Origin of the sequence: Herbaspirillum huttiense, from assembly GCF_004367745.1 — a bacterium.
Taxonomy (GTDB): Bacteria; Pseudomonadota; Gammaproteobacteria; order Burkholderiales; family Burkholderiaceae_D; genus Herbaspirillum; species Herbaspirillum huttiense.
Window position 1 is genome coordinate 2,641,111 of record NZ_CP037993.1, and the last position, 19,510, is coordinate 2,660,620.

General features: G+C 62.3%; 18 protein-coding genes. 15 read left to right on the forward strand and 3 right to left on the reverse strand.

All coding sequences use genetic code 11. From position 1 onward, the window contains the following. The first annotated feature begins 129 nt into the window (after nucleotides 1-129). The 3 genes from E2K99_RS11965 to E2K99_RS11975 all read left to right on the forward strand — a co-directional run bounded on the left by E2K99_RS11965 (nucleotide 130) and on the right by E2K99_RS11975 (nucleotide 2,667). Entirely contained in the window at nucleotides 130-1,062 is a 933-nt protein-coding gene (locus E2K99_RS11965) for an HDOD domain-containing protein (protein ID WP_121040171.1), read from the forward strand. A gap of 522 nt (nucleotides 1,063-1,584) precedes the next feature. Then, nucleotides 1,585-2,334, forward strand: a complete 750-nt coding sequence (locus tag E2K99_RS11970) for a transporter (protein WP_134222344.1) — start codon at nucleotides 1,585-1,587, stop codon at nucleotides 2,332-2,334. Between the two features lie 126 nt (nucleotides 2,335-2,460). Continuing rightward, nucleotides 2,461-2,667 (forward strand): hypothetical protein, encoded by a 207-nt coding sequence (locus E2K99_RS11975; protein WP_039788137.1) that lies wholly within the window; start codon nucleotides 2,461-2,463, stop codon nucleotides 2,665-2,667. An 87-nt stretch (nucleotides 2,668-2,754) separates the two neighbouring features. On the opposite strand, the gene prpF is transcribed toward E2K99_RS11975, so the two are convergent. The 3 genes from prpF to E2K99_RS11990 are packed head-to-tail and all read right to left on the reverse strand — an operon-like array spanning nucleotide 2,755 to nucleotide 7,339. After that, the gene (prpF, locus tag E2K99_RS11980) at nucleotides 2,755-3,945 is read right to left on the reverse strand and encodes a 2-methylaconitate cis-trans isomerase PrpF (RefSeq protein ID WP_134222345.1); all 1,191 of its coding nucleotides are present in this window, start codon (nucleotides 3,943-3,945) and stop codon (nucleotides 2,755-2,757) included. Then, nucleotides 3,942-6,563 (reverse strand): Fe/S-dependent 2-methylisocitrate dehydratase AcnD, encoded by a 2,622-nt coding sequence (acnD, locus tag E2K99_RS11985; protein ID WP_134222346.1) that lies wholly within the window; start codon nucleotides 6,561-6,563, stop codon nucleotides 3,942-3,944. Before acnD ends, prpF begins: the two co-directional genes overlap by 4 nt. A gap of 53 nt (nucleotides 6,564-6,616) precedes the next feature. Continuing rightward, nucleotides 6,617-7,339 carry a GntR family transcriptional regulator gene (locus E2K99_RS11990; protein WP_134222347.1) on the reverse strand — a complete coding sequence of 241 codons (723 nt, stop codon included), beginning with the start codon at nucleotides 7,337-7,339 and terminating at the stop codon, nucleotides 6,617-6,619. Between the two features lie 262 nt (nucleotides 7,340-7,601). Between E2K99_RS11990 and E2K99_RS11995 the strand changes: the two genes are divergently transcribed. From E2K99_RS11995 to E2K99_RS12045, 12 genes are all read left to right on the forward strand, one after another. Next, a complete protein-coding gene (locus tag E2K99_RS11995) occupies nucleotides 7,602-8,339 on the forward strand; it encodes an IclR family transcriptional regulator (protein ID WP_034332582.1) in 738 nt (245 codons plus the stop codon). Between the two features lie 138 nt (nucleotides 8,340-8,477). Next, nucleotides 8,478-9,230: a glutamine ABC transporter substrate-binding protein gene (locus tag E2K99_RS12000; RefSeq protein ID WP_134224086.1), complete on the forward strand. Its 753-nt coding sequence runs from the start codon at nucleotides 8,478-8,480 to the stop codon at nucleotides 9,228-9,230. Nucleotides 9,231-9,343: 113 nt separating this feature from the next. Continuing rightward, entirely contained in the window at nucleotides 9,344-10,009 is a 666-nt protein-coding gene (locus E2K99_RS12005; protein WP_039788129.1) for an amino acid ABC transporter permease, read from the forward strand. Then, nucleotides 10,009-10,782 carry an amino acid ABC transporter ATP-binding protein gene (locus E2K99_RS12010; RefSeq protein WP_134222348.1) on the forward strand — a complete coding sequence of 258 codons (774 nt, stop codon included), beginning with the start codon at nucleotides 10,009-10,011 and terminating at the stop codon, nucleotides 10,780-10,782. The genes E2K99_RS12005 and E2K99_RS12010 overlap by 1 nt, the downstream gene beginning before the upstream one ends. Continuing rightward, complete coding sequence (locus E2K99_RS12015) at nucleotides 10,772-11,431, forward strand: HutD/Ves family protein (protein WP_134222349.1); 660 nt, start codon at nucleotides 10,772-10,774, stop codon at nucleotides 11,429-11,431. The genes E2K99_RS12010 and E2K99_RS12015 overlap by 11 nt, the downstream gene beginning before the upstream one ends. A gap of 97 nt (nucleotides 11,432-11,528) precedes the next feature. Beyond that, nucleotides 11,529-12,995, forward strand: a complete 1,467-nt coding sequence (locus E2K99_RS12020) for a formimidoylglutamate deiminase (protein WP_134222350.1) — start codon at nucleotides 11,529-11,531, stop codon at nucleotides 12,993-12,995. Nucleotides 12,996-13,014: 19 nt separating this feature from the next. Beyond that, nucleotides 13,015-13,812, forward strand: coding sequence for an N-formylglutamate deformylase (gene hutG, locus E2K99_RS12025; RefSeq protein ID WP_134222351.1), 798 nt, complete (start codon nucleotides 13,015-13,017; stop codon nucleotides 13,810-13,812). Nucleotides 13,813-13,971: 159 nt separating this feature from the next. Beyond that, nucleotides 13,972-14,409 (forward strand): universal stress protein, encoded by a 438-nt coding sequence (locus E2K99_RS12030; protein WP_134222352.1) that lies wholly within the window; start codon nucleotides 13,972-13,974, stop codon nucleotides 14,407-14,409. A 224-nt stretch (nucleotides 14,410-14,633) separates the two neighbouring features. Beyond that, complete coding sequence (nhaA, locus tag E2K99_RS12035; protein WP_134222353.1) at nucleotides 14,634-15,815, forward strand: Na+/H+ antiporter NhaA; 1,182 nt, start codon at nucleotides 14,634-14,636, stop codon at nucleotides 15,813-15,815. Nucleotides 15,816-16,321: 506 nt separating this feature from the next. Then, complete coding sequence (locus E2K99_RS26080) at nucleotides 16,322-16,447, forward strand: hypothetical protein (RefSeq protein WP_255475291.1); 126 nt, start codon at nucleotides 16,322-16,324, stop codon at nucleotides 16,445-16,447. Between the two features lie 426 nt (nucleotides 16,448-16,873). Further along, nucleotides 16,874-17,818: a sugar ABC transporter substrate-binding protein gene (locus E2K99_RS12040; protein WP_039788120.1), complete on the forward strand. Its 945-nt coding sequence runs from the start codon at nucleotides 16,874-16,876 to the stop codon at nucleotides 17,816-17,818. Nucleotides 17,819-17,910: 92 nt separating this feature from the next. Continuing rightward, nucleotides 17,911-19,479, forward strand: coding sequence for a sugar ABC transporter ATP-binding protein (locus tag E2K99_RS12045; protein WP_134222354.1), 1,569 nt, complete (start codon nucleotides 17,911-17,913; stop codon nucleotides 19,477-19,479). Nucleotides 19,480-19,510 lie beyond the last annotated feature (31 nt).

The following is a 19,510-nucleotide window of genomic DNA, read 5'->3' on the forward strand; positions in this document are numbered from 1 at the left end:
CGCACGCATAAAACTTGATTTCAGTTTGCAATGATGCAACGCACAACGGCTATTATTTGGGTATGCTTGTCGTCAATTCCAATTGGCTTTGCGCCAAGCATCGAACTCAAAAGAATCACACCAATCCTCATGTCTCATTACGTCGATCCCAAGGTTTTCCGTGAACTGCAAGACTCCGAAGTCTTGCCTGCGCCTTCCGGCGTGCGTCTGAAGATCATGCAGATGTGCCAGCAGGAAGACATCGCGCTGCCGGATCTGGTGGCGCAGGTGCAGGGTGACCCGGTACTGGCCGGCCGCCTGATCCAGATTGCCAACATCCCCAACATCAACAAGGGGCGCATGGTTGCAGCCGTCAATGTCGAGCTGTTGCTGATGGTGGGCCTGCACGCGGTGCGCCAGATGGCGCTGGCCATATCGCTGACGGAATCGGCGCGGCGCGGCGATTGCAAGGAATTCGATTACGACCTGTTCTGGAGCCGTTCCACGGCCATGGCCTGCGCCGGCCAGGCGTTGGGCGATCTGCTGCAGGTGGCCCCTCCGGCAGAAATGTTCACTATCGGCTTGCTGGCCGATATCGGCCGCCTGGGTCTGGCTTCGGCCCGTCCCAAGCGGTATGGCGAACTGCTGGCTAGCGGGGTACAGGGCAGCCAGTTGCGCCAGGAAGAAAAGGCGCTGTTCGGATTCAATCATCTGGAGCTGGCCGCCGCGATGATGCAGGATTGGCATTTCCCCAAGCTCTTCTGTGAAACGGTGCTGTATCACCATGACGCCGACAATACCGGCATGGACGAGGAAGACCGCCAGCAGCGTCTGATTCGTTTGCTGGAACTGGCGGCCTGCGTGGCGGACGTCTGCGTGGCCAGCGATGCCGCACGGCCAGCTTTGCTGCCGCGCCTGCTGGCGCTGGGTGAGCGCTTCGAGCTGCCGCTCTCCAGCCTGGAGTACCTGTGCGGCCGCGTTTCATGGGACTGGAGTGACTGGGGAGCCTTGCTCAAGGTGCCGACCCGGGTGCTGCGCGAGATCGGGACCGAGCTGGCTGCCGCCGCGGAAAAGCCGGAGTGACGGATCTGCAAGAATCGTCAGATTTAGTCATGAAAAATCGAAGTTTTTTGTTGCTGATTTGTCAGTCGCCGATGGTACTATCCCCCTCGCTCTGGAAGTGAAGCGCCTCTGTTGACCGTCAGGATCGCTGCAGGAACCGCCTGCAGCCGGCATTCCCCGTCATCATCAGACCCTGCCAAAACTTCGCTTCCAGCCGCATGCAAGGCTCGATGAACCCAGCCAGATTGATGTTCCTTCCGTAAAAGCCACGGCATTTACCGCAGCCACCAACGAGGACATATTCATCAATAGGGCCTTGCCTGCGCCTCTCCTGTCCGGAATGCCTGGCAAATTCCTTTGCTAATGTGTCCCGGCATGGCAGCGGCGCGATTTCCCTTCGGTTCGCTCCGACCACTTTGCTGTACCCGTCGCCTGCGGCGTGCTCCGTCACGTCCGTGGCAGGCACGGGTGTGTCAGCGTGGCCACGCGAATGCCGTACCGATCAAAACAAAGTACACAAAGTACAAGAAAGTGGGGTCTTTCATGAAAAACAACACCATCCGTCTGTCCTGCCTGACCGCACTGCTGCTGGCAGCCAGCCATCCCGCCTTCGCGGCCCATCCGCTGAACACCGACGATGCGGGCGTGCAGGGGACCGGCGGCATCCAGCTCGAAATGAATACCGACTGGAGCAAGCAGAGTGGCGATGCCGGCCACGTCGGGGCATTTACGTTCACCTATGGTGTCACCGACAAGCTCGACCTGTTCTTCAACCTGCCACAGACCTTTCAGTCGCCTAACGGTACGGGGGTGGGCGATGTCTCTGTAGGAGCCAAATGGCGCTATTACGAGGCGGACGGCCTGGCCCTGGCGCTCAAGCCGGAATTGTTCATGCCCAGCGGCGAGGAAAGCAAGGGGCTGGGGAGCGGCCGCAACGGCATGGGCCTGACCGGCATCGCTTCCTACGAGACCGGCCCCTGGACCCTGCACGGCAACCTGGGCCTGCGCTACAGCCCGTACAAGCTGGAGACTGACCAGGAAACGAAGCGCAAGACCATCTGGCGCGCCTCGGTGGCGGTCTGGTATGGGCTGAACGAACAATGGCGTCTGGTGGCCGATACCGGCGTGGCACAGAATCAGGACGCGTCCAGCCGGAAATTGCCCTCGTATGCCCTGGTGGGGGCCATCTGGTCGCCCAACAAGACGGTGGACATCGATGCCGGCGCCAAATTCGGCCTGAACAAGGCCGAGGTGACGCGCCAGTTCGGTGTCGGGGTGACCTTGCACTTCTGATGAGGTAGTGAGCTGGCAGCGCACAGATCTTCATCTCTGTGCGCTGCAACATGCAATGCGCTGGAAAGCCGCGCCAAATCTGCTATCGTTGACCTTGGCGCTAGGCCACGACTAAGGAGACGACATATGGATCTGGTGGAAAAATTCGATGCCAAGGGCAAGACCGGCGCACCTTACCACGTAGAGGTGTATCAGACGCAACAGGACGAGGCCGATGAAGCGGCCCGGGCCTTCAGCCGCAGTTACAAGCTGGCCGATGGTCGCGCACTGGATCCCCTGACCAACGAGAAATTCAGGATCGTCCAGACCGGGGAGAAAATCTACCGCGTCTGAGTCCACCCTGAACCCGCAAGCCGATCAAGCCGGCACCGCAAGGTGGCCGGCTTTTTCATGTCTGCAGCAACTGGCCGCAGCCTCGGCTCAGAACGCATCCCCCGGTACCCGCACCCACCCCTCCATCAACACCCGCGCGCTGCGGCTCATGATGGCCTTGGTGACGACCCACTGGCCGTCTTCCAGCTTCGCTTCCGCACCGACACGCAAGGTCCCGGATGGATGGCCGAAGCGTACGCTGGAGCGTTCACCGCCGCCGGCAGCCAGGTTCACGAGCGTTCCGGGAATGGCGGCTGCCGTGCCGATGGCCACGGCAGCCGTGCCCATCATGGCGTGGTGCAGCTTGCCCATGGACATGGCACGCACCAGCACGTCGGTATCCTGTACCGTGACGGTCTTGCCGCTCGAAGAGACATATTCCTTGGGCGGCGCAACAAACGCGACCTTGGGCGTGTGCTGCCGGGTCGCGGCTTCTTCCACCTTGCTGATCAATCCCATGCGGATCGCTCCATGGGCGCGGATGGTCTCGAAGCGCGCCAGCGCGGCGGGATCGCTGTTGATCGTGTCCTGCAGTTCGGTGCCGGTATAGCCGATCTCGTCGGCATTGAGGAAGATGGTCGGGATGCCGGCATTGATCATGGTGGCCTGGAAACTGCCGACGCCGGGCACTTCCAGGGTATCGACCACGTTTCCGGTGGGGAACATGGCACCCCCTGCGCCTTCTTCCTCGGCCGCCGGGTCCCTGAATTCCAGCTGGACTTCCGCGGCGGGGAAGGTCACGCCATCCAGTTCGAAGTCTCCGGTTTCCTGCACCTGCCCGCCGCGAATGGGCACATGGGCCACAATGGTCTTGCCGATGTTGGCCTGCCAGATGGTGATGACGGCCACGCCATCCTGCGGCAACTTGGACGGGTCCACCAGCCCGGCGGAAATCGCGAAAGGACCGACCGCTGCGGACAGGTTGCCGCAATTGCCGCTCCAGTCCACGAAATCCTTGTCGATGGAGACCTGGCCGAACAGGTAGTCGACATCATGGCCCGGCCGCTCGCTGCGTGAAATGATCACCGTCTTGCTGGTGCTGGAGGTGGCGCCGCCCATGCCGTCGATCTGCTTGCCATAGGGATCGGGACTGCCAATCACCCGCTGCAGCAGCTTGTCGCGTGCACGGCCCGGGACGCGGGCGGCTTCGGGCAGGTCGTCCAGCTTGAAGAAGACGCCCTTGCTGGTGCCGCCACGCAGGTAGGTGGCGGCAATGCGGATCTGGGGGACTTGGCTCATGCTTGTTCCTTGGTGTTCTGGCCGGCGTTGGCGGAGGCTTCCAGGAAATCCTGGGCGAAGCGCTGCAGCACGCCGCCGGCTTCGTAGATCGACACTTCTTCGGCGGTATCGAGACGGCAGGTCACCGGCACTTCCACACGCTCGCCATTCTTGCGGTGGATCACCAGCGTCAGGTCGGCGCGCGGACGGCGCTGGCCGATGACGTCATAGGTTTCGGTACCGTCGATGGCGTAGGTATTGCGGTTTTCGCCGGCCTTGAATTCCAGCGGCAGCACGCCCATGCCGATCAGGTTGGTACGGTGGATGCGTTCGAAGCCTTCGGCCACGATGGCTTCCACACCCGCCAGGCGCACGCCCTTGGCGGCCCAGTCGCGCGAGGAACCCTGGCCGTAATCAGCCCCGGCAACGATGATCAGCGGCTGCTTGCGTTCCATGTAGGTTTCGATGGTTTCCCACATGCGCATGACTTTGCCTTCCGGTTCCAGGCGCGCCAGTGAACCTTGTTGCACGCTGCCATCGGCTTTCCTGACCATTTCGTTGAACAGCTTGGGATTGGCGAAGGTGGCGCGCTGCGCGGTCAGGTGGTCGCCACGATGGGTGGCGTAGGAATTGAAGTCTTCCTCCGGCAAGCCCATCTTGGCCAGGTATTCGCCGGCGGCACTGTCAAGCAGGATGGCGTTGGAGGGCGAGAGGTGGTCGGTGGTGATGTTGTCGCCCAGCACGGCCAGCGGCCGCATGCCCGAGAGCGTGCGCTCACCGGCCAGCGCACCTTCCCAGTAGGGCGGACGACGGATGTAGGTGCTTTGCGGACGCCAGTCGTACAGCGGGCTGACCGATTGGCTGCGGTCCACGCGTGCGGAGAACATCGGGGTGTAGACATTGCGGAATTGCTGGGGCTTGACTGCGGTAGCCACCACAGCATCGATTTCCTCGTCGCTGGGCCAGATGTCCTTGAGGCGGATTTCCTTCCCTTCGGCGGTCACGCCCAGCACGTCCTGTTCGATGTCGAAACGGATGGTGCCGGCAATGGCATAGGCCACCACCAGCGGCGGCGAGGCCAGGAAAGCCTGCTTGGCATACGGGTGGATGCGGCCATCGAAGTTGCGGTTGCCCGACAGTACGGCAGTGCTGTACAGGTCGCGGTCGATGATCTCCTGCTGAATCTTCGGGTCAAGCGCGCCGGACATGCCGTTGCACGTCGTGCAGGCAAAGGCGACGATGCCGAAGCCCAGCTTTTCCAGGTCAGCGGTCAGGCCCGCTTCTTCCAGATACAGTTCCACTGCCTTGGAGCCAGGTGCCAGCGAGCTCTTCACCCAAGGCTTGCGGGCCAGGCCCAGGCGATTGGCATTGCGCGCCAGCAGGGCGGCTGCGATCACGTTGCGCGGGTTGCTGGTGTTGGTGCAGCTGGTGATGGCGGCGATGATGACGGCGCCATCAGGCATCTTGCCCGGCTCGTTCTCCACCTTGCCGGCGATGCCTTGGGCGGCCAGCTCGGACACCGGCAGCCGCTTGTGCGGATTGCTGGGACCGGCCAGGGTTCGGACCACGGTGGAGAGGTCGAAGCGCAGCACGCGCTCGTATTCGGCCTTGCTGAGGCTATCGGACCACAGGCCGGCTTCCTTGGCATAGGTTTCCACCAGCTTGACCTGTTCATCTTCACGTCCGGTCAGCTTCAGGTAATCGATGGTCTGTTGATCGATGGAGAACATGGCGGCTGTCGCGCCGTATTCCGGGGCCATGTTGGAGATGGTGGCGCGGTCCCCCAGCGTCAGGCTGGCCGCGCCATCGCCATAGAATTCCAGATAGGCGCCCACCACCTTCTGCTTGCGCAGGAATTCGGTCAGCGAAAGCACGATGTCGGTGGCCGTGATGCCGGGCTGGCGGCGGCCGGTCAGTTCCACGCCGATGATGTCGGGCAGGCGCATCCAGGAGGCGCGGCCGAGCATGACGTTTTCCGCTTCGAGGCCACCCACGCCGATGGCGATCACGCCCAGCGCGTCCACGTGCGGGGTATGGCTGTCGGTGCCGACCAGGGTGTCGGGGAAGGCCACGCCATCCTTGGCGTGGATCACCGGCGACATCTTCTCAAGATTGATCTGGTGCATGATGCCGTTGCCGGGCGGGATCACGTCCACGTTTTCGAACGCCAGCTTGGTCCAGTCGATGAAGTGGAAGCGGTCTTCATTGCGGCGGTCTTCGATGGCGCGATTCTTTTCGAAGGCCTGCGGATCGTCGCCGCCACATTCCACCGCCAGCGAGTGGTCCACGATCAGTTGCACCGGTACCACCGGGTTGACCTTGGCCGGGTCGCCGCCCATGTCGGCAATTGCGTCGCGCAAGCCGGCCAGATCCACCAGCGCGGTCTGGCCCAGGATGTCGTGGCACACCACGCGCGCCGGGAACCACGGGAAGTCCAGTTCACGCTTGCGTTCGATCAGCTGGCGCAGTGAATCCGTCAGGGTCGCCGGATCACAGCGGCGCACCAGGTTTTCTGCCAGCACACGGGAAGTGTAGGGCAGGGTTTCCCATGCGCCAGGATGGATCGCTTCCACGGCGGCGCGGGCATCGAAATAATCCAGTCGGGTGCCGGGCAGTTGCTTGCGGTATTGGGTATTCATGGCGGTTGGCTCGTGTCTCGTTGATGGAATGGTTGTTGTGTGGAGGAATGCGTTCAGGCCTGATCTCGCTGCTGCCCGGTGCTGCCGGGCCCGGTCTGGGCGATCTGGTGTTCGATGTTGCGGCGGGAGGCCCCGATGTGACGCCGCATCAGCAGGTCGGCCAGTTCGCCGTCGCCATCGGCCAGGGCATCAAGGATGCGGTGGTGTTCGGCGAAGGCCTGGCGTGGCCGGTTGGGAGCGGCCGAATACTGGATGCGATACATGCGCGCCAGCTGGTACAACTCCCCGCAGAGAATGCGCGTGAGGATCTGGTTGCCGCTGGCCTGGATGATCTTGTAATGGAAGTCGTAGTCGCCTTCCTGCTGGTAGTAGCCACGTCCAGCCTGGAAGGCTTCATCCTTCTCGTGGGTTTCCAGCACCCGGCGCAGTTCGTCCAGCTCGGCGCGGCTCATGCGCTGCGCCGCCAGGCGGCAAGCCATGCCTTCCAGCGATTCACGGATCTGGAACAGTTCCACCAGGCCCTCGAGGGTCAGTGACACCACGCGCGCACCCACGTGGGGCACGCGCACCAGCAGGTTCTGTCCTTCCAGACGGTGGATGGCTTCGCGCAGCGGGCCGCGGCTGATGCCGTAGGTGCGGGCCAGTTCCGGTTCGGAAATCTTGCTGCCGGGCGCGATCTCGCCCTGCACGATGGCGCTCTGGATTTTGCGAAAAACGTGTTCGGAGAGGGTTTCTCCGTCACGTTCGGCGCCAGGCAGTGCAATCAGCTCGCTCATGGGTTTTTCGCCGTGTCGACAATATTTTCAAAATGGTGCCTTTAATCATAGCACTTTGCCCTAAAAAGGGAAGAAGTGTCGACACCGAAACAATTTCGGCACTACCCAGTAAAAAAATAGCATGAGGCAATTTTCGTTACAGGTGAGAAAATTCAGCCGCCCGCTGGGAATATATGAAAAAGTAGCTCAAAATTATTCTATTTATTTCCTCATATACGGGAATCGTTCGCCCAAAGTGAGAATTTAACCTTATATTGCCGCCATGGACTCACCACAAACCTCTACCATCGTTGACCGCGTTCTCCACGTACTCGCCGGCGTGGCCCGTGCCGGCAAGCCCGTCAGTGCCAAGCAGATTGCTGCGATGGTGCAACAACCGGTCAGTACCGTTTATCGCCACCTGGCATCCCTCAAGAAATGGGGACTGTTGCAGGAGCACATGAATTCCGGCACCTTCGAGCCGGGGCCGACCGGGGTACAGCTGGCGTGGGGGTTCGACCAGAACTCCAACCTCATCAGCCAGAGCCGCGAGGAAATCATTTCGCTGGTCCAGCGCAGCGGGGAGAGCGTGGGCCTGCTGGTGCCGATCAACGGCCAGATGGTGTGCATCGCCATGGAAGAAAGCGATCAGCCACTGCGCTGTTCCTTCACCAAGGGCCGGGCACATCCCTTGCTTAAGGGAGCATCGGCCAAGAGCCTGCTGGCCTTCATGCCACGCAAGCTGCAACAGAAACTGGTGGCTGACCAGCTGGGCGACAAGCCCGAGGAAGCCGCCGCGCTGGAAGCACAGCTCGATGAGATTCGCCGTCGTGGCTATTCCATCAGCGAGAGTGAAGTGGACCTGGGCGTGTGGGGCGTCTCGGTACCCATCATGACTTCCAATGGCCGCCTGGAAGGCACCATCACCCTGATGGCGCCGGCCCTGCGCGTGGGTAACCGCGAACAGGAGCTGGTCCGCATGACGGTGGAGTCCGCCCAGCGCATATGTAATCGTTTTTAAGCCAGTCAGGCTGCGCCGTCCGGAGAGACGGTGCTGGCTGGACGCGGGAGGGCCCCATCCGGGCCCAGGGATGAATAATCCATTACGCCGGTATCCCGGCGTCCAGTCCATGTCGTCGTTTCTACCGAGGAACTCATGATGAAGCTTTCCCGCCTGCTGTGCGCCGTCTCGGCCAGCCTGTTTCTGCTGGTGGCGGCCGCGCCTGCCGCCCGTGCCGCCGAGAACGTGATCCGTGTCGGTACCGATGCCACCTTCCCGCCGATGGAATTCGTCAAGGATGGCAAACGTACCGGTTTCGATATCGAATTGATGGAAGCCTTGGCCAAAACCATGGGCAAGAAGATCCAGTGGATCGACATCGACTTCAAGGGCCTGATTCCCGGCCTCATTTCCAACCGCTTCGACATCGCTGCCTCGGCCATCTACATGACCGACGAGCGCCGCAAGGTGGTTACCTTCAGCGATCCCTACTATCGGGGTGGGCTGGCCGTGCTGGTGCGGCGTGACGACAACAGCATCAAGGTGCCGGAAGACCTGAACAAGGGAAAGCGCGTCTCGGTCCAGGTCGGCACCAAATCGGTGAGCTATCTGCGTGACAACTTCCCCGGCGTGGAACGCGTGGAAGTGGAAAAGAACCAGGCCATGTTCGACCTGCTGGCCACCGGCCGCGTCAATGCGGTGGTGACCGGCCGTCCGGCCGCCGTCGAATATGCCCGCACCCAGCCGCTGGTACGTGTGCTGGACAAGGGATTGACCACCGAACTGTATGGTTTTGCCCTGCGCAAGAACGATACCGCGCTGGTCGAGCATCTCAACAAGGCCCTGCAGACCTTGCGCATGAACGGCACCTACGATGCGCTGACCGACAAGTGGTTTGCCAGGAAGGACTGAGATCCTGCGCACCTGGCCTGGCGTTGTCGCCGGGCTCCTCCATTCCTCTCTGCATGGCCGACCCGGTCCGCCAGCCGTGACCGGGCAAGCGACTCCTTTTGCCGGAGCACTTCATGAAACTGGATTTTTCGGGCGTCTGGGACAGTTGGCCCTCGCTCCTCCATGGCACCATGGTGACCGTGGAAATCACCGCCGCCTCGCTGGTGCTGGGGTGCGTGCTGGGCCTGCTGACTGGCCTGGGGCGGCTCAATCCGCAGCGCCGGCTGTTGTATGGCCTGTGTACTTTCTATCTCACGCTGGTACGCGGCACGCCCTTGCTGGTGCAGCTGTTCCTGTGGTTCTTCGGGTTGCCGCATGTGGGCGTGATCCTGCCGGCGTATGTGTGCGGCATCCTCGGGCTCGGTATCTACAGCGCTGCCTATATTTCGGAAATCGTGCGTGGCTCGATCCAGTCCATCGAACGCGGCCAGATGGAAGCGGCACGCTCGCTGGGCTTGCCTTATCGGATGGCGATGCGCCGCGTGATCCTGCCGCAGGCCTTCGTGCGCATGATTCCGCCGCTGGGCAATGAATTCATCGCGCTGATCAAGAACTCGGCACTGGTGTCGCTGCTGACCATTGCCGACCTGATGCATGAGGGCGAGAAGATCATCAGCATTACCTACCGCTCGCTGGAAACCTATCTGGTCATCGCCCTGATCTATCTCGTGCTGACCAGCGTGACCACGCTGGCGCTACGCCGGATCGAGAAGGTCCTGCGCTCCGAAGGGAGGGTGTGATGGAACACAGCGTGGTCGATATCAAAGGTTTGCGCAAATCCTTCGGCAGTCATCTCGTGCTCAAGGACATCGATTTTTCGGTCTCGCCGAGTCAGGTGGTCGTCATCATCGGCCCCAGCGGCAGTGGCAAGAGCACCTTGCTGCGCTGCCTGAACGGGCTGGAGACCGCCGAGGGCGGCACCGTGGTGGTCGGCGGCCATACGGTGGTCGAGGGCGGGCGCATGATGCCCGAAGCCATGCTCGATGCGCTGCGCGCCGAGGTGGGCATGGTATTCCAGTCCTTCAACCTGTTCCCGCACCTGAACGTGCTGGACAACATCACCCTGGCACCGACCTGCCTGCGCGGCGTCCCGCGCAAGGCGGCGCAGGAGCAGGGGCTGCGGCTGCTCAGGAAAGTCGGGCTGGAACACAAGGCGAAGGATTATCCCGGCACCTTGTCCGGCGGCCAGAAGCAGCGCGTGGCCATTGCCCGTGCGCTGGCCATGGAACCGAAGGTGATGCTCTTCGACGAGCCCACCTCGGCGCTGGATCCGGAGTTGGTCGGTGAAGTACTGCAGGTGATGCAGGACCTGGCCAGCGACGGCATGACCATGCTCATCGTCACGCACGAGATGGGATTTGCGCGCGAGGTGGCCGATGTGGTGGTGGTGTTGGATCACGGCAGCATCGTCGAGTCCGGTCCGCCCTCCGAGATATTTACTTCACCGCGCGAGGCACGTACCCGCAGTTTCTTGCAAACCATGCTGGCCCGCGAGGTGGGTCATGCCGGGTAAAGCCCATGCGGTGGCGGGTTCCGGAGTGCCGCAGCACGGCGCGATAGCGTTCGTCGGCGAGCTGGCCAGCGTGGCGGCCGTCCCCTGGAAGAACGAGGGCGGGCAGACCCGTGAACTGTGCGTGGAGCCGCCGGAGGCCGACTTCGCCAGTTTTATCTGGCGGGCCAGCGTGGCCGACGTCGGTAGCGATGCAGATTTTTCCACCTTCGAGGGAATCGATCGCACCATTGTCCTGCTTGAAGGCGGCGGCTTCACGCTGCACAGCGAGGGAAGGCAGGTCCACGATCTGGTTCACTGCTTTGCGCCCTACGACTTCCCCGGCGAGCAGCCGATCCAGGTGCGGATGCATGGTGCGCCCACGCTGGACTTCAACCTGATGGTGCGGCGTGAAGTCGCCGAGGGCAGGGTAGTGATGCTGGACGAGCGCAATTCGCGTTGCCTGCCCAGCCACAGCGCTTTGTTGTACGTGGCAAGAGGCGCCGCCTGCCTTTCCGATGAAGACGGTCTGCAACAGGCCTTGCGCGCCGGCCAGTTCGCGCGGCTGCAACCAGGGCACAGAGCGCGCATGCCCGATCTGCTGTGTGCGCCGGGGGCGGTGGTGCTGCTGGTCTGCATCATCCCCAAGCCAAAGGAAGGCCAGCACATGTAAGCGTTGAAGCGCCGAGGCCGTTCTGATTCCACCCGCTGCAAGCGGCACAACGGTGTCCGGCATACACTACAAAACCGCCAGTATAAAAGGTGAGCATATGGCATCGCTTGGCGAACAAACACAGCAACACCTGCATGCACATCCACAGCCGCATGCGCACGCGCTCCCTCGCCAATCGGCGCGTGCCCTGTTTTGCCCGCTGGCCTTGCTGCCGGATGGCTGGCAGCATGACGTCCTGCTGCGCTGGGATGACTCCGGACGCCTGATCGAGATTAGCGCCCGCAGCGCGCCTGGCACGGCAGCGCAGGCGTCCGGGCCGGTGATTGCAGGCATGCCCAATCTGCATTCGCATGCCTTCCAGCGCGCCATGGCCGGCCTGACTGAGGTCATGGGCAGTCCTTCGGATTCCTTCTGGAGCTGGCGCAAGCTGATGTACCGTTTTGCCCAGCGACTGCAGCCGGAGCACCTGCACGCCATTGCCTGCCATCTCTATATCGAGATGCTCAAAGCGGGCTATACCTCCGTCTGCGAATTCCATTATCTGCACCACGCCCCGGGCGGCAGCCCCTACGCCGACCGCGCCGAACTGGCGCTGCGGCTGATGCAGGCGGCGTCCGAGGCGGGCATCGGCATGACCCTGCTGCCGGTGCTGTACCAGTACGGCGGCTTCGGTGGCCAGCCGGGTTCTCAGGAGCAGGCGCGCTTCATCGCGACGCCAGACGACCTGCTGGCCCTGCGCGAGCGCCTGCTGCACGCCTTGCCGGAGAACCCGATGCGCCGCTATGGCGCAGCCCCGCATTCGCTGCGGGCGGTGTCGCCGCAAGGCCTGGAAGAACTGGTCAGCGGCCTGCGCCAGCAGCCGGGAGGGCGCGACGCTCCCGTTCACATCCACGTCGCCGAGCAGTGGCGCGAGATTCAGGATTGCCTGGCCTGGTGCGGCCAGCGTCCGGTGCAATTGCTGCTGTCGCTGCAGGAGGTGGATGCGCGCTGGTGCCTGATTCACGCCACCCACATGGATCAAGGGGAATACCTGGATCTGGCCGCCAGTGGTGCGATCGTGGGACTGTGCCCGACGACCGAGGCCAATCTGGGCGACGGCATCATTGATGCCGGGCAGCTGTTGCAGTCCCGGACTCCCTGGGGCCTGGGCTCGGACAGCAATATCGCCATCAACCCGCGTTCCGAATTGCGGCTGCTGGAGTATGGACAACGCTTGCATCATCGCCGGCGCAACGTGCTGGCCTCCGAAGCGTCACCGGCCACGGCCGACCGCCTGTTTGCCCAGGCCGTGGCAGGCGGTGCGGCTGCCAGCGGCCGCGCGGTCGCCGGGCTGGCTGTGGGGCAGCAAGCGGATTTCGTGGTCCTCGACGGGGACGACGTCAACCTGGCCGATCGCAGCCCCGGGCAATTGCTCTCGGCACTGGTGTTTTGCGAGCATGATGGCCAGCCCATCCAGGATGTCTACGTGGGTGGCCGCCAGGTCGTGGCCGCCGGGCAGCACCCCTTGCAGGATGACGCGCGCCGCGCCTATCGCCGCGCGATTGCCGAATTGTTGAAGGATTGAGGACCGCACGATGCCAGTGATGCCGCACGATATTTGCCAGCTGCACCAGGGTAGTTCGCCCCTGCTGATTTCCATGCCTCACGTGGGTACTCGTCTGCCGGAGGAGCTGCTGGCCTCCTATAGTGCGGTTGGCCTGCAGGTCGACGATACCGACTGGCATATCGCCGAACTCTATGAGTTTGCCCTCGGCCTTGGCGCTTCCGTGATTCGTCCTTTTCATTCACGTTACGTGATCGATCTCAACCGGCCAGCGGACGGACAGAGCCTGTATCCGGGGCAGAACACCACCGGGCTGTGTCCGCTGACGACATTCGACAACCTGCCGCTGTACCGCGAGGGCTGTGAACCGGATGCCGCCGAGATCGCACGCCGCCTGCAGGTCTACTGGCATCCCTATCATGCGGCTCTGCAGGCCGAACTGGAGCGCCTGAAGGCAGTGCATGGCTACGCGCTGCTGTGGGATGCGCACTCGATCCGCTCGCTGATTCCGCATCTGTTCGAGGGCGAACTGCCGGTCTTCAATTTCGGAACTGCCAGCGGTGCTGCCTGCGCACCTGGTCTTGGAGAAGACTTGCTGGCGCTGGCGCAGCAACTGGCACCGCAGTTTCCCGCCGTACTCAATGGCCGCTTCAAAGGCGGCTACATCACTCGTCATTACGGCCAGCCCGCCCGGCAGGTCCATGCCCTCCAACTGGAATTGGCGCAGCGCAGCTACATGCAGGAGCACGCACCTTACGCGTTGCAGACAGCGCTGGCAGATCAGCTCAAGCCGGTGCTGCAGGCGCTGGTGACGCGCTTCATGGCGTTTCATCCCTGATGCGAGCCTGCGCCCGTACCATTTGATCCAGCGCAAACGCAGGCCAGCTGCGGCGCTGCAGCCCGGGCGGCTTGATGCATGTCAAATCCGTTCATGCAGGTGAGGCTTAGTATGCAGTCATACCAAGTCAACGCAATCCAGTCACCTGCTGAGGTCATCATGTTCAAGAACATCCTGTTGGCAACCGATGGTTCCCGTCTGTGCAACGAATCCGTCAAGGCCGCCATCGCGCTGGCCAAGAGCTGCGGCAGCACCCTGGTTGGTTTGTCGGTGGCAGGCAATCTGCGGGCCTTGTCGATTCCTGAAGTCAGCGTCGGCGTGGATGTGGAGCGCACCGATGCAGCTGGCCGCGAACGCGCTCTGGCCAGCGTCGAGATGATCACCGCGATGGCCCGTGAAGAAGGTGTTCCCTGCACGGTGCAGGTGGCCCAAGGTGGACGTCCCTACGAAGAGATCATGCGCGTGGCCGAACGCGAGCACTGCGATGCCATCATCATGGCCTCCAAGGCCCGTTCCACGCTGGGCCGCCTGCTGCTCGGCAGCCAGACCCAGAAGCTGCTGGCGCATAGCAAGGTACCGGTGCTGGTTTATCGCTGATTGGCGAAAAGATGAAGAGATGCGCACCGCATGAGTGCGCATAGGGCGGTTGAAAATGCCGTCATGAAGGTTTGTGGTGTGGAGGGTCGGGCCGTTCCTGTGGAGAGGGACGGCCCATTTTTTTTGTCCGCGCATCGCGAGCCCCGGGGCCGAAAGTTTGGAGAAAGACCTCGGCCTTTGTTACAGTCAGGCCTTGTTTTGAAGACGACAACAAGGAGCCCGCATTGACCACATCCCCTCATCAGGCCCACGGCGGTAACGCCTTTACCCGCTTCTTCGCGCATGAAGCTGCTGGCGGCATCGTGCTGGCCATCGCTGCGGTGCTGGCGCTGATCATCAGCAACAGCAGCTGGCGAGAAACCTACGAGGCCTTCACCCGCATTCCCGGCAAGGTCGACATCGGTGGTCTTGTGGTCTTGTCCAAGCCGCTGTTGCTGTGGGTGAACGACCTGTGGATGGCGGTGTTCTTCTTCCTGGTCGGTCTGGAAATCAAGCGCGAATTCGTCGAAGGCGAACTGGCCTCCCGCAAACAGGCCATCCTGCCGGCGGCAGCGGCCTTGGGCGGTATGGTGGTGCCGGCGGCGATCTATGCGCTCATCAACCTGGGCGATCCGGTGGCGCTGCGCGGCTGGGCCATTCCCGCGGCCACCGACATCGCCTTTGCGATCGGTATCGTGATGCTGCTGGGGTCGCGGGTTCCGACCTCGCTCAAGGTTTTCCTCACCGCCGTGGCCATCATCGATGACCTGGGCGCCATCGTGGTCATCGCGCTCTTCTATACGGACAACCTCTCACTGGGCATGCTGGCTGGGGCCGGGGTAGGGACGCTGGTCCTGTTGCTGCTCAATCGCAGCGGCGTGCGGCGCGCAGATATCTACATCGTCGTCGGTCTGGTGATCTGGGTGTGCGTGCTCAAGTCGGGCATCCACGCCACGCTGGCCGGGGTGGTCACGGCGCTGGCCATTCCCATGCGCGACGCTGACGACCGGCCGCTGGCCGGTGCCCTGGAGCATGGCTTGCATCCCTGGGTGGCCTTCCTGGTCCTGCCCATGTTTGCCTTCGCCAATGCTGGCGTGTCCTTTCAGGGGATGTCGCTGGGCAACCTGTTTGAGCCGATCCCGCTCGGTATCGCCGGCGGACTGGTACTGGGCAAGACCATCGGTGTCTTCGGTGCAGCCTGGCTGATGATCCGCAGCCGACTGGCCGCGGCACCGGCCGGTGCCAGTACCCGGCAGTTCATCGGCGTCTGCATGCTGTGTGGCATCGGCTTCACCATGAGTCTCTTCATCGGCGGCCTGGCCTTCCAGGGATTGAGTCCGGATTTCGAAGCCAAGCTCAAACTGGGCGTGCTGGGCGGCTCCATCCTGGCGGGCTTGCTGGGCACACTGGTCTTGTGGCGCAAATAGATATCACCAGCGTGAACATCACGGTGCGCCGCATTTTCCATGCGGCCACTGTGCGTGTTGTCTATCAAAAATCTCATCAATACGCTTGAGACACACGAAAAGTCGCCATTTGGCGACGAAATATCGACTTTCTGTTTTGCGATGCAAAAAATTATATAAAAAATAATTGTTTGCACACCATTAGTGCGATTCCGGCTGGAAATGGGGTCCCGACGGGCTTCCGCTTCCACATGACGAAGTGAATCCCTACGACAACGAAATGTCGACCGGCAGCTCGGCCATGAATTGCTGCTGCGCAGAACAAGCGATTGTTTACATCACCTTTTGGCAGTAGCAAGATACTTGCACGGGCCTGTAACGGCGCGGCGTGGAAGGGCGCCGCTGCTGACACTACTGACAACAGCGCCCGCAGCAAGCCGGGGATATTGTCTTTTCGACATTTTCACCCCTTGGGACGATAAGCCAGGCGAATAACAGCCCGGCCATCAAAAGCAGAGGAGACAAGCATGAAACTGATGGAATTGCTCATGAGCTACGGTAGCCAGGCACTGGTGTGGTATGCGATGTACGTGATCGTGGGGAGCTGTGCCTTCGGAGCTTATGTCTGGCGCCGCACCCATTTCGGTCACTGACCTCCAAACATTCACCCTGACGCACGCCGGAATGAACGCCGGCGGTGCGTGAACGACGCCAGGCGAGGGTACCGGACCAGTGCTGGCCTGAAGCATGCCGCTTCCCATCCCGCGCAAGGGCGTGGACATGGGAGCGGTGCCGTGCTGGTCTTCCGCGCGTATCGTCGACTCGTCATTTGACACCTGCATTTGCCTGCCAGAACGGCGGGGAGCGTCTTGCCGGCGCTCCCCGCCGTTCGCCGTTTCGGCGGTGGAGAAGGGCTGCAGCGGGCTTCCTCACGCAATCTCCAAGGATGAAAAAAAGCTGCACCGCAGCTTTATTTTCTTATTTTGCGGTGCTATTCTCCTTTCCGCGCAAACGTTTGCGCACTTATAACGGCGTCTATCTTCTAGGAAACGCCGGCAACATCAATACTGGAGACCCAGATGAACAAATTCACCCGCCGCCATTTCGCCATCGCCGCCCTGGCATGTGCAGTCCTTCCCGGTGCCGCCATGGCACAGACTCCGGCCAAGCCCAAGGTGGCGCTGGTCATGAAGTCGTTGGCCAACGAGTTCTTCCTGAACATGGAGAACGGTGCCCGCGAATACCAGAAGGCCAACGCCAGCAAGTTCGACCTGATCGCCAACGGCATCAAGGACGAGCAGGACACCGCCAACCAGATCAAGATCGTCGAACAGATGATCGTTTCCAAGGTCAATGCCCTGGTGATCGCCCCGGCTGACTCCAAGGCCCTGGTGCCGGTGGTCAAGAAGGCCATCGACGCCGGCATCATCGTGGTCAACATCGACAACAAGCTGGACGACGCCGCCCTGAAGGAAAAGGGCATCACCGTGCCGTTCGTGGGCCCCGACAATCGCAAGGGTGCCAAGCTGGCCGGCGACTATCTGGGCAAGCAACTGCAAAAGGGTGACAAGGTCGCCATCATTGAAGGCGTGTCCACCACCTTCAACGCACAGCAGCGCACCCTGGGCTTCCAGGATGCCATGAAGGATGTCGGTGCGAATGTCGTGACCGTGCAGTCGGGCCAGTGGGAAATCGACCAGGGCAACAAGGTCGCCGCCTCGATCCTGAACGCGCATCCTGACATCAAGGCCATCCTGGCCGGCAACGACAACATGGCGCTGGGCGCCGTGGCTGCCATCCGCGCCGCTGGCAAGACCGGCAAGGTGCAACTGGTGGGTTACGACAACATCAACGCCATCAAGCCGATGTTGAAGGATGGCCGCGTACTGGCCACCGTGGACCAGTTCGCCCAGCAGCAAGCCGTCTTCGGCATCGAGACCGCCCTCAAGGCCGTGACCGAGAAGAAGCCGCAAAGCGCCCTGGGTGGCGTGGTCGAGACCAAGGTCTCGTTGGTCACCAAGTAATACCGACGCTCTCTGGCGTCTTCTCTGCAAGGTACCTGCGCCCGTGACCGGGCGCGGGGCTTTGCCTCTCCCTCCTTGTGCGCTACAGAATCATGCAGCCCAACGACTCTCCCTCCCAAGCTTCGCCCTTGCTGACCTTGTCCGGCATCGGCAAGAGCTACGCCGCACCGGTGCTCGATGGCATTGACCTGGACCTGCGTCCGGGCCAGGTGCTGGCCTTGACCGGCGAAAACGGCGCCGGCAAGAGCACGCTCTCCAAGATCATCTGCGGCCTGGTCGACGCCAGCGCCGGCGGCATGACGCTGGATGGCCAGCCCTATCAACCGACATCGCGCACGCAGGCTGAAGGCCTGGGCATCCGCATGGTGATGCAGGAACTGAACCTGATCCCCACGCTGTCGATTGCCGAAAACCTGTTCCTGGAAAAACTGCCGCGCCGCTTCGGCTGGATCGACCGCAAGAAGCTGGCCGAGGCCGCTCGCGCCCAGATGGAAGTGGTCGGACTCGGTGAGCTGGACCCGTGGACGCCGGTCGGCGACCTCGGCCTGGGTCACCAGCAGATGGTCGAGATCGCCCGCAACCTGATCGGCAGCTGCCGCTGCCTGATCCTGGACGAACCCACGGCCATGCTGACCAACCGTGAGGTGGAACTGCTGTTCTCGCGCATCGAGCGCCTGCGCGCCGAAGGTGTGGCCATCATCTACATCTCGCACCGGCTGGAAGAATTGAAGCGCATCGCCGACCGCATCGTGGTCCTGCGCGATGGCAAGCTGGTCTGCAATGACGACATCGGCCGTTATTCGACCGAGCAACTGGTGCAACTGATGGCTGGTGAGCTGACCAAGGTTGACCTCGATGCCGAACATCGCCACATCGGTGCTCCGGTGCTGCGCATTCGTAGCCTCGGGCGTGCTCCAGTCGTGCAGCCGGCCAGCCTGGCGCTGCATGCCGGTGAAGTGCTGGGCATTGCCGGCCTGATCGGCTCCGGCCGGACCGAACTCCTGCGCCTGATCTTTGGTGCAGACCGTGCCGATCAGGGCGAGATCTTCATTGGCGACAGCCAGCAGCCTGCGCGCATCCGCAGTCCCAAGGATGCGGTCAAGGCCGGTATCGCCATGGTCACCGAAGACCGCAAAGGGCAGGGCTTGCTGCTGCCGCAAGCCATCAGCGTCAATACCTCGCTGGCCAATCTGGGCAGCGTAAGCCGCGCTGGTATGCTCGATCACGCGGCCGAGAGCAGCGTGGCGCAGGACTATGTGAAGAAACTGCGCATCCGCAGCGGCAGCGTGGCGCAAGCCGCCGGCGAACTGTCGGGCGGCAACCAGCAGAAAGTGGTGATTGCCCGCTGGCTGTACCGCGATTGCCCCATCATGTTGTTCGATGAACCCACGCGCGGTATCGACATCGGCGCCAAGTCCGATATCTATCGCCTCTTTGCGGAACTGGCGGCGCAGGGCAAGGGCTTGCTGGTGGTCTCCAGCGACCTGCGCGAGCTGATGCAGATCTGTGACCGCATCGCCGTGATGAGCGCGGGCCGCATCGCCGATACGTTCAGCCGCGACGACTGGTCGCAGGAACGCATCCTGGCGGCCGCCTTCAGCGGTTACGTGGGACGCCAGGAAGCCGCCGCAGCGGCGCACGTGGCCGGCAATACTGCCTGAGTGGCCGCACTCTTCGGCCCGACTATCAACT

Excerpts from the sequence above, each read along its gene's own strand:
- E2K99_RS11965 (WP_121040171.1), top strand. The coding sequence starts at position 130 with ATGTCTCATTACGTCGATCCCAAGGTTTTCCGTGAACTGCAAGACTCC.
- E2K99_RS11970 (WP_134222344.1), top strand. The coding sequence starts at position 1,585 with ATGAAAAACAACACCATCCGTCTGTCCTGCCTGACCGCACTGCTGCTG.
- E2K99_RS11975 (WP_039788137.1), top strand. The coding sequence starts at position 2,461 with ATGGATCTGGTGGAAAAATTCGATGCCAAGGGCAAGACCGGCGCACCT.
- prpF (WP_134222345.1), bottom strand. The coding sequence starts at position 3,945 with ATGAGCCAAGTCCCCCAGATCCGCATTGCCGCCACCTACCTGCGTGGC.
- acnD (WP_134222346.1), bottom strand. The coding sequence starts at position 6,563 with ATGAATACCCAATACCGCAAGCAACTGCCCGGCACCCGACTGGATTAT.
- E2K99_RS11990 (WP_134222347.1), bottom strand. The coding sequence starts at position 7,339 with ATGAGCGAGCTGATTGCACTGCCTGGCGCCGAACGTGACGGAGAAACC.
- E2K99_RS11995 (WP_034332582.1), top strand. The coding sequence starts at position 7,602 with ATGGACTCACCACAAACCTCTACCATCGTTGACCGCGTTCTCCACGTA.
- E2K99_RS12000 (WP_134224086.1), top strand. The coding sequence starts at position 8,478 with ATGAAGCTTTCCCGCCTGCTGTGCGCCGTCTCGGCCAGCCTGTTTCTG.
- E2K99_RS12005 (WP_039788129.1), top strand. The coding sequence starts at position 9,344 with ATGAAACTGGATTTTTCGGGCGTCTGGGACAGTTGGCCCTCGCTCCTC.
- E2K99_RS12010 (WP_134222348.1), top strand. The coding sequence starts at position 10,009 with ATGGAACACAGCGTGGTCGATATCAAAGGTTTGCGCAAATCCTTCGGC.
- E2K99_RS12015 (WP_134222349.1), top strand. The coding sequence starts at position 10,772 with ATGCCGGGTAAAGCCCATGCGGTGGCGGGTTCCGGAGTGCCGCAGCAC.
- E2K99_RS12020 (WP_134222350.1), top strand. The coding sequence starts at position 11,529 with ATGGCATCGCTTGGCGAACAAACACAGCAACACCTGCATGCACATCCA.
- hutG (WP_134222351.1), top strand. The coding sequence starts at position 13,015 with ATGCCGCACGATATTTGCCAGCTGCACCAGGGTAGTTCGCCCCTGCTG.
- E2K99_RS12030 (WP_134222352.1), top strand. The coding sequence starts at position 13,972 with ATGTTCAAGAACATCCTGTTGGCAACCGATGGTTCCCGTCTGTGCAAC.
- E2K99_RS26080 (WP_255475291.1), top strand. The coding sequence starts at position 16,322 with ATGAAACTGATGGAATTGCTCATGAGCTACGGTAGCCAGGCACTGGTG.
- E2K99_RS12040 (WP_039788120.1), top strand. The coding sequence starts at position 16,874 with ATGAACAAATTCACCCGCCGCCATTTCGCCATCGCCGCCCTGGCATGT.
- E2K99_RS12045 (WP_134222354.1), top strand. The coding sequence starts at position 17,911 with ATGCAGCCCAACGACTCTCCCTCCCAAGCTTCGCCCTTGCTGACCTTG.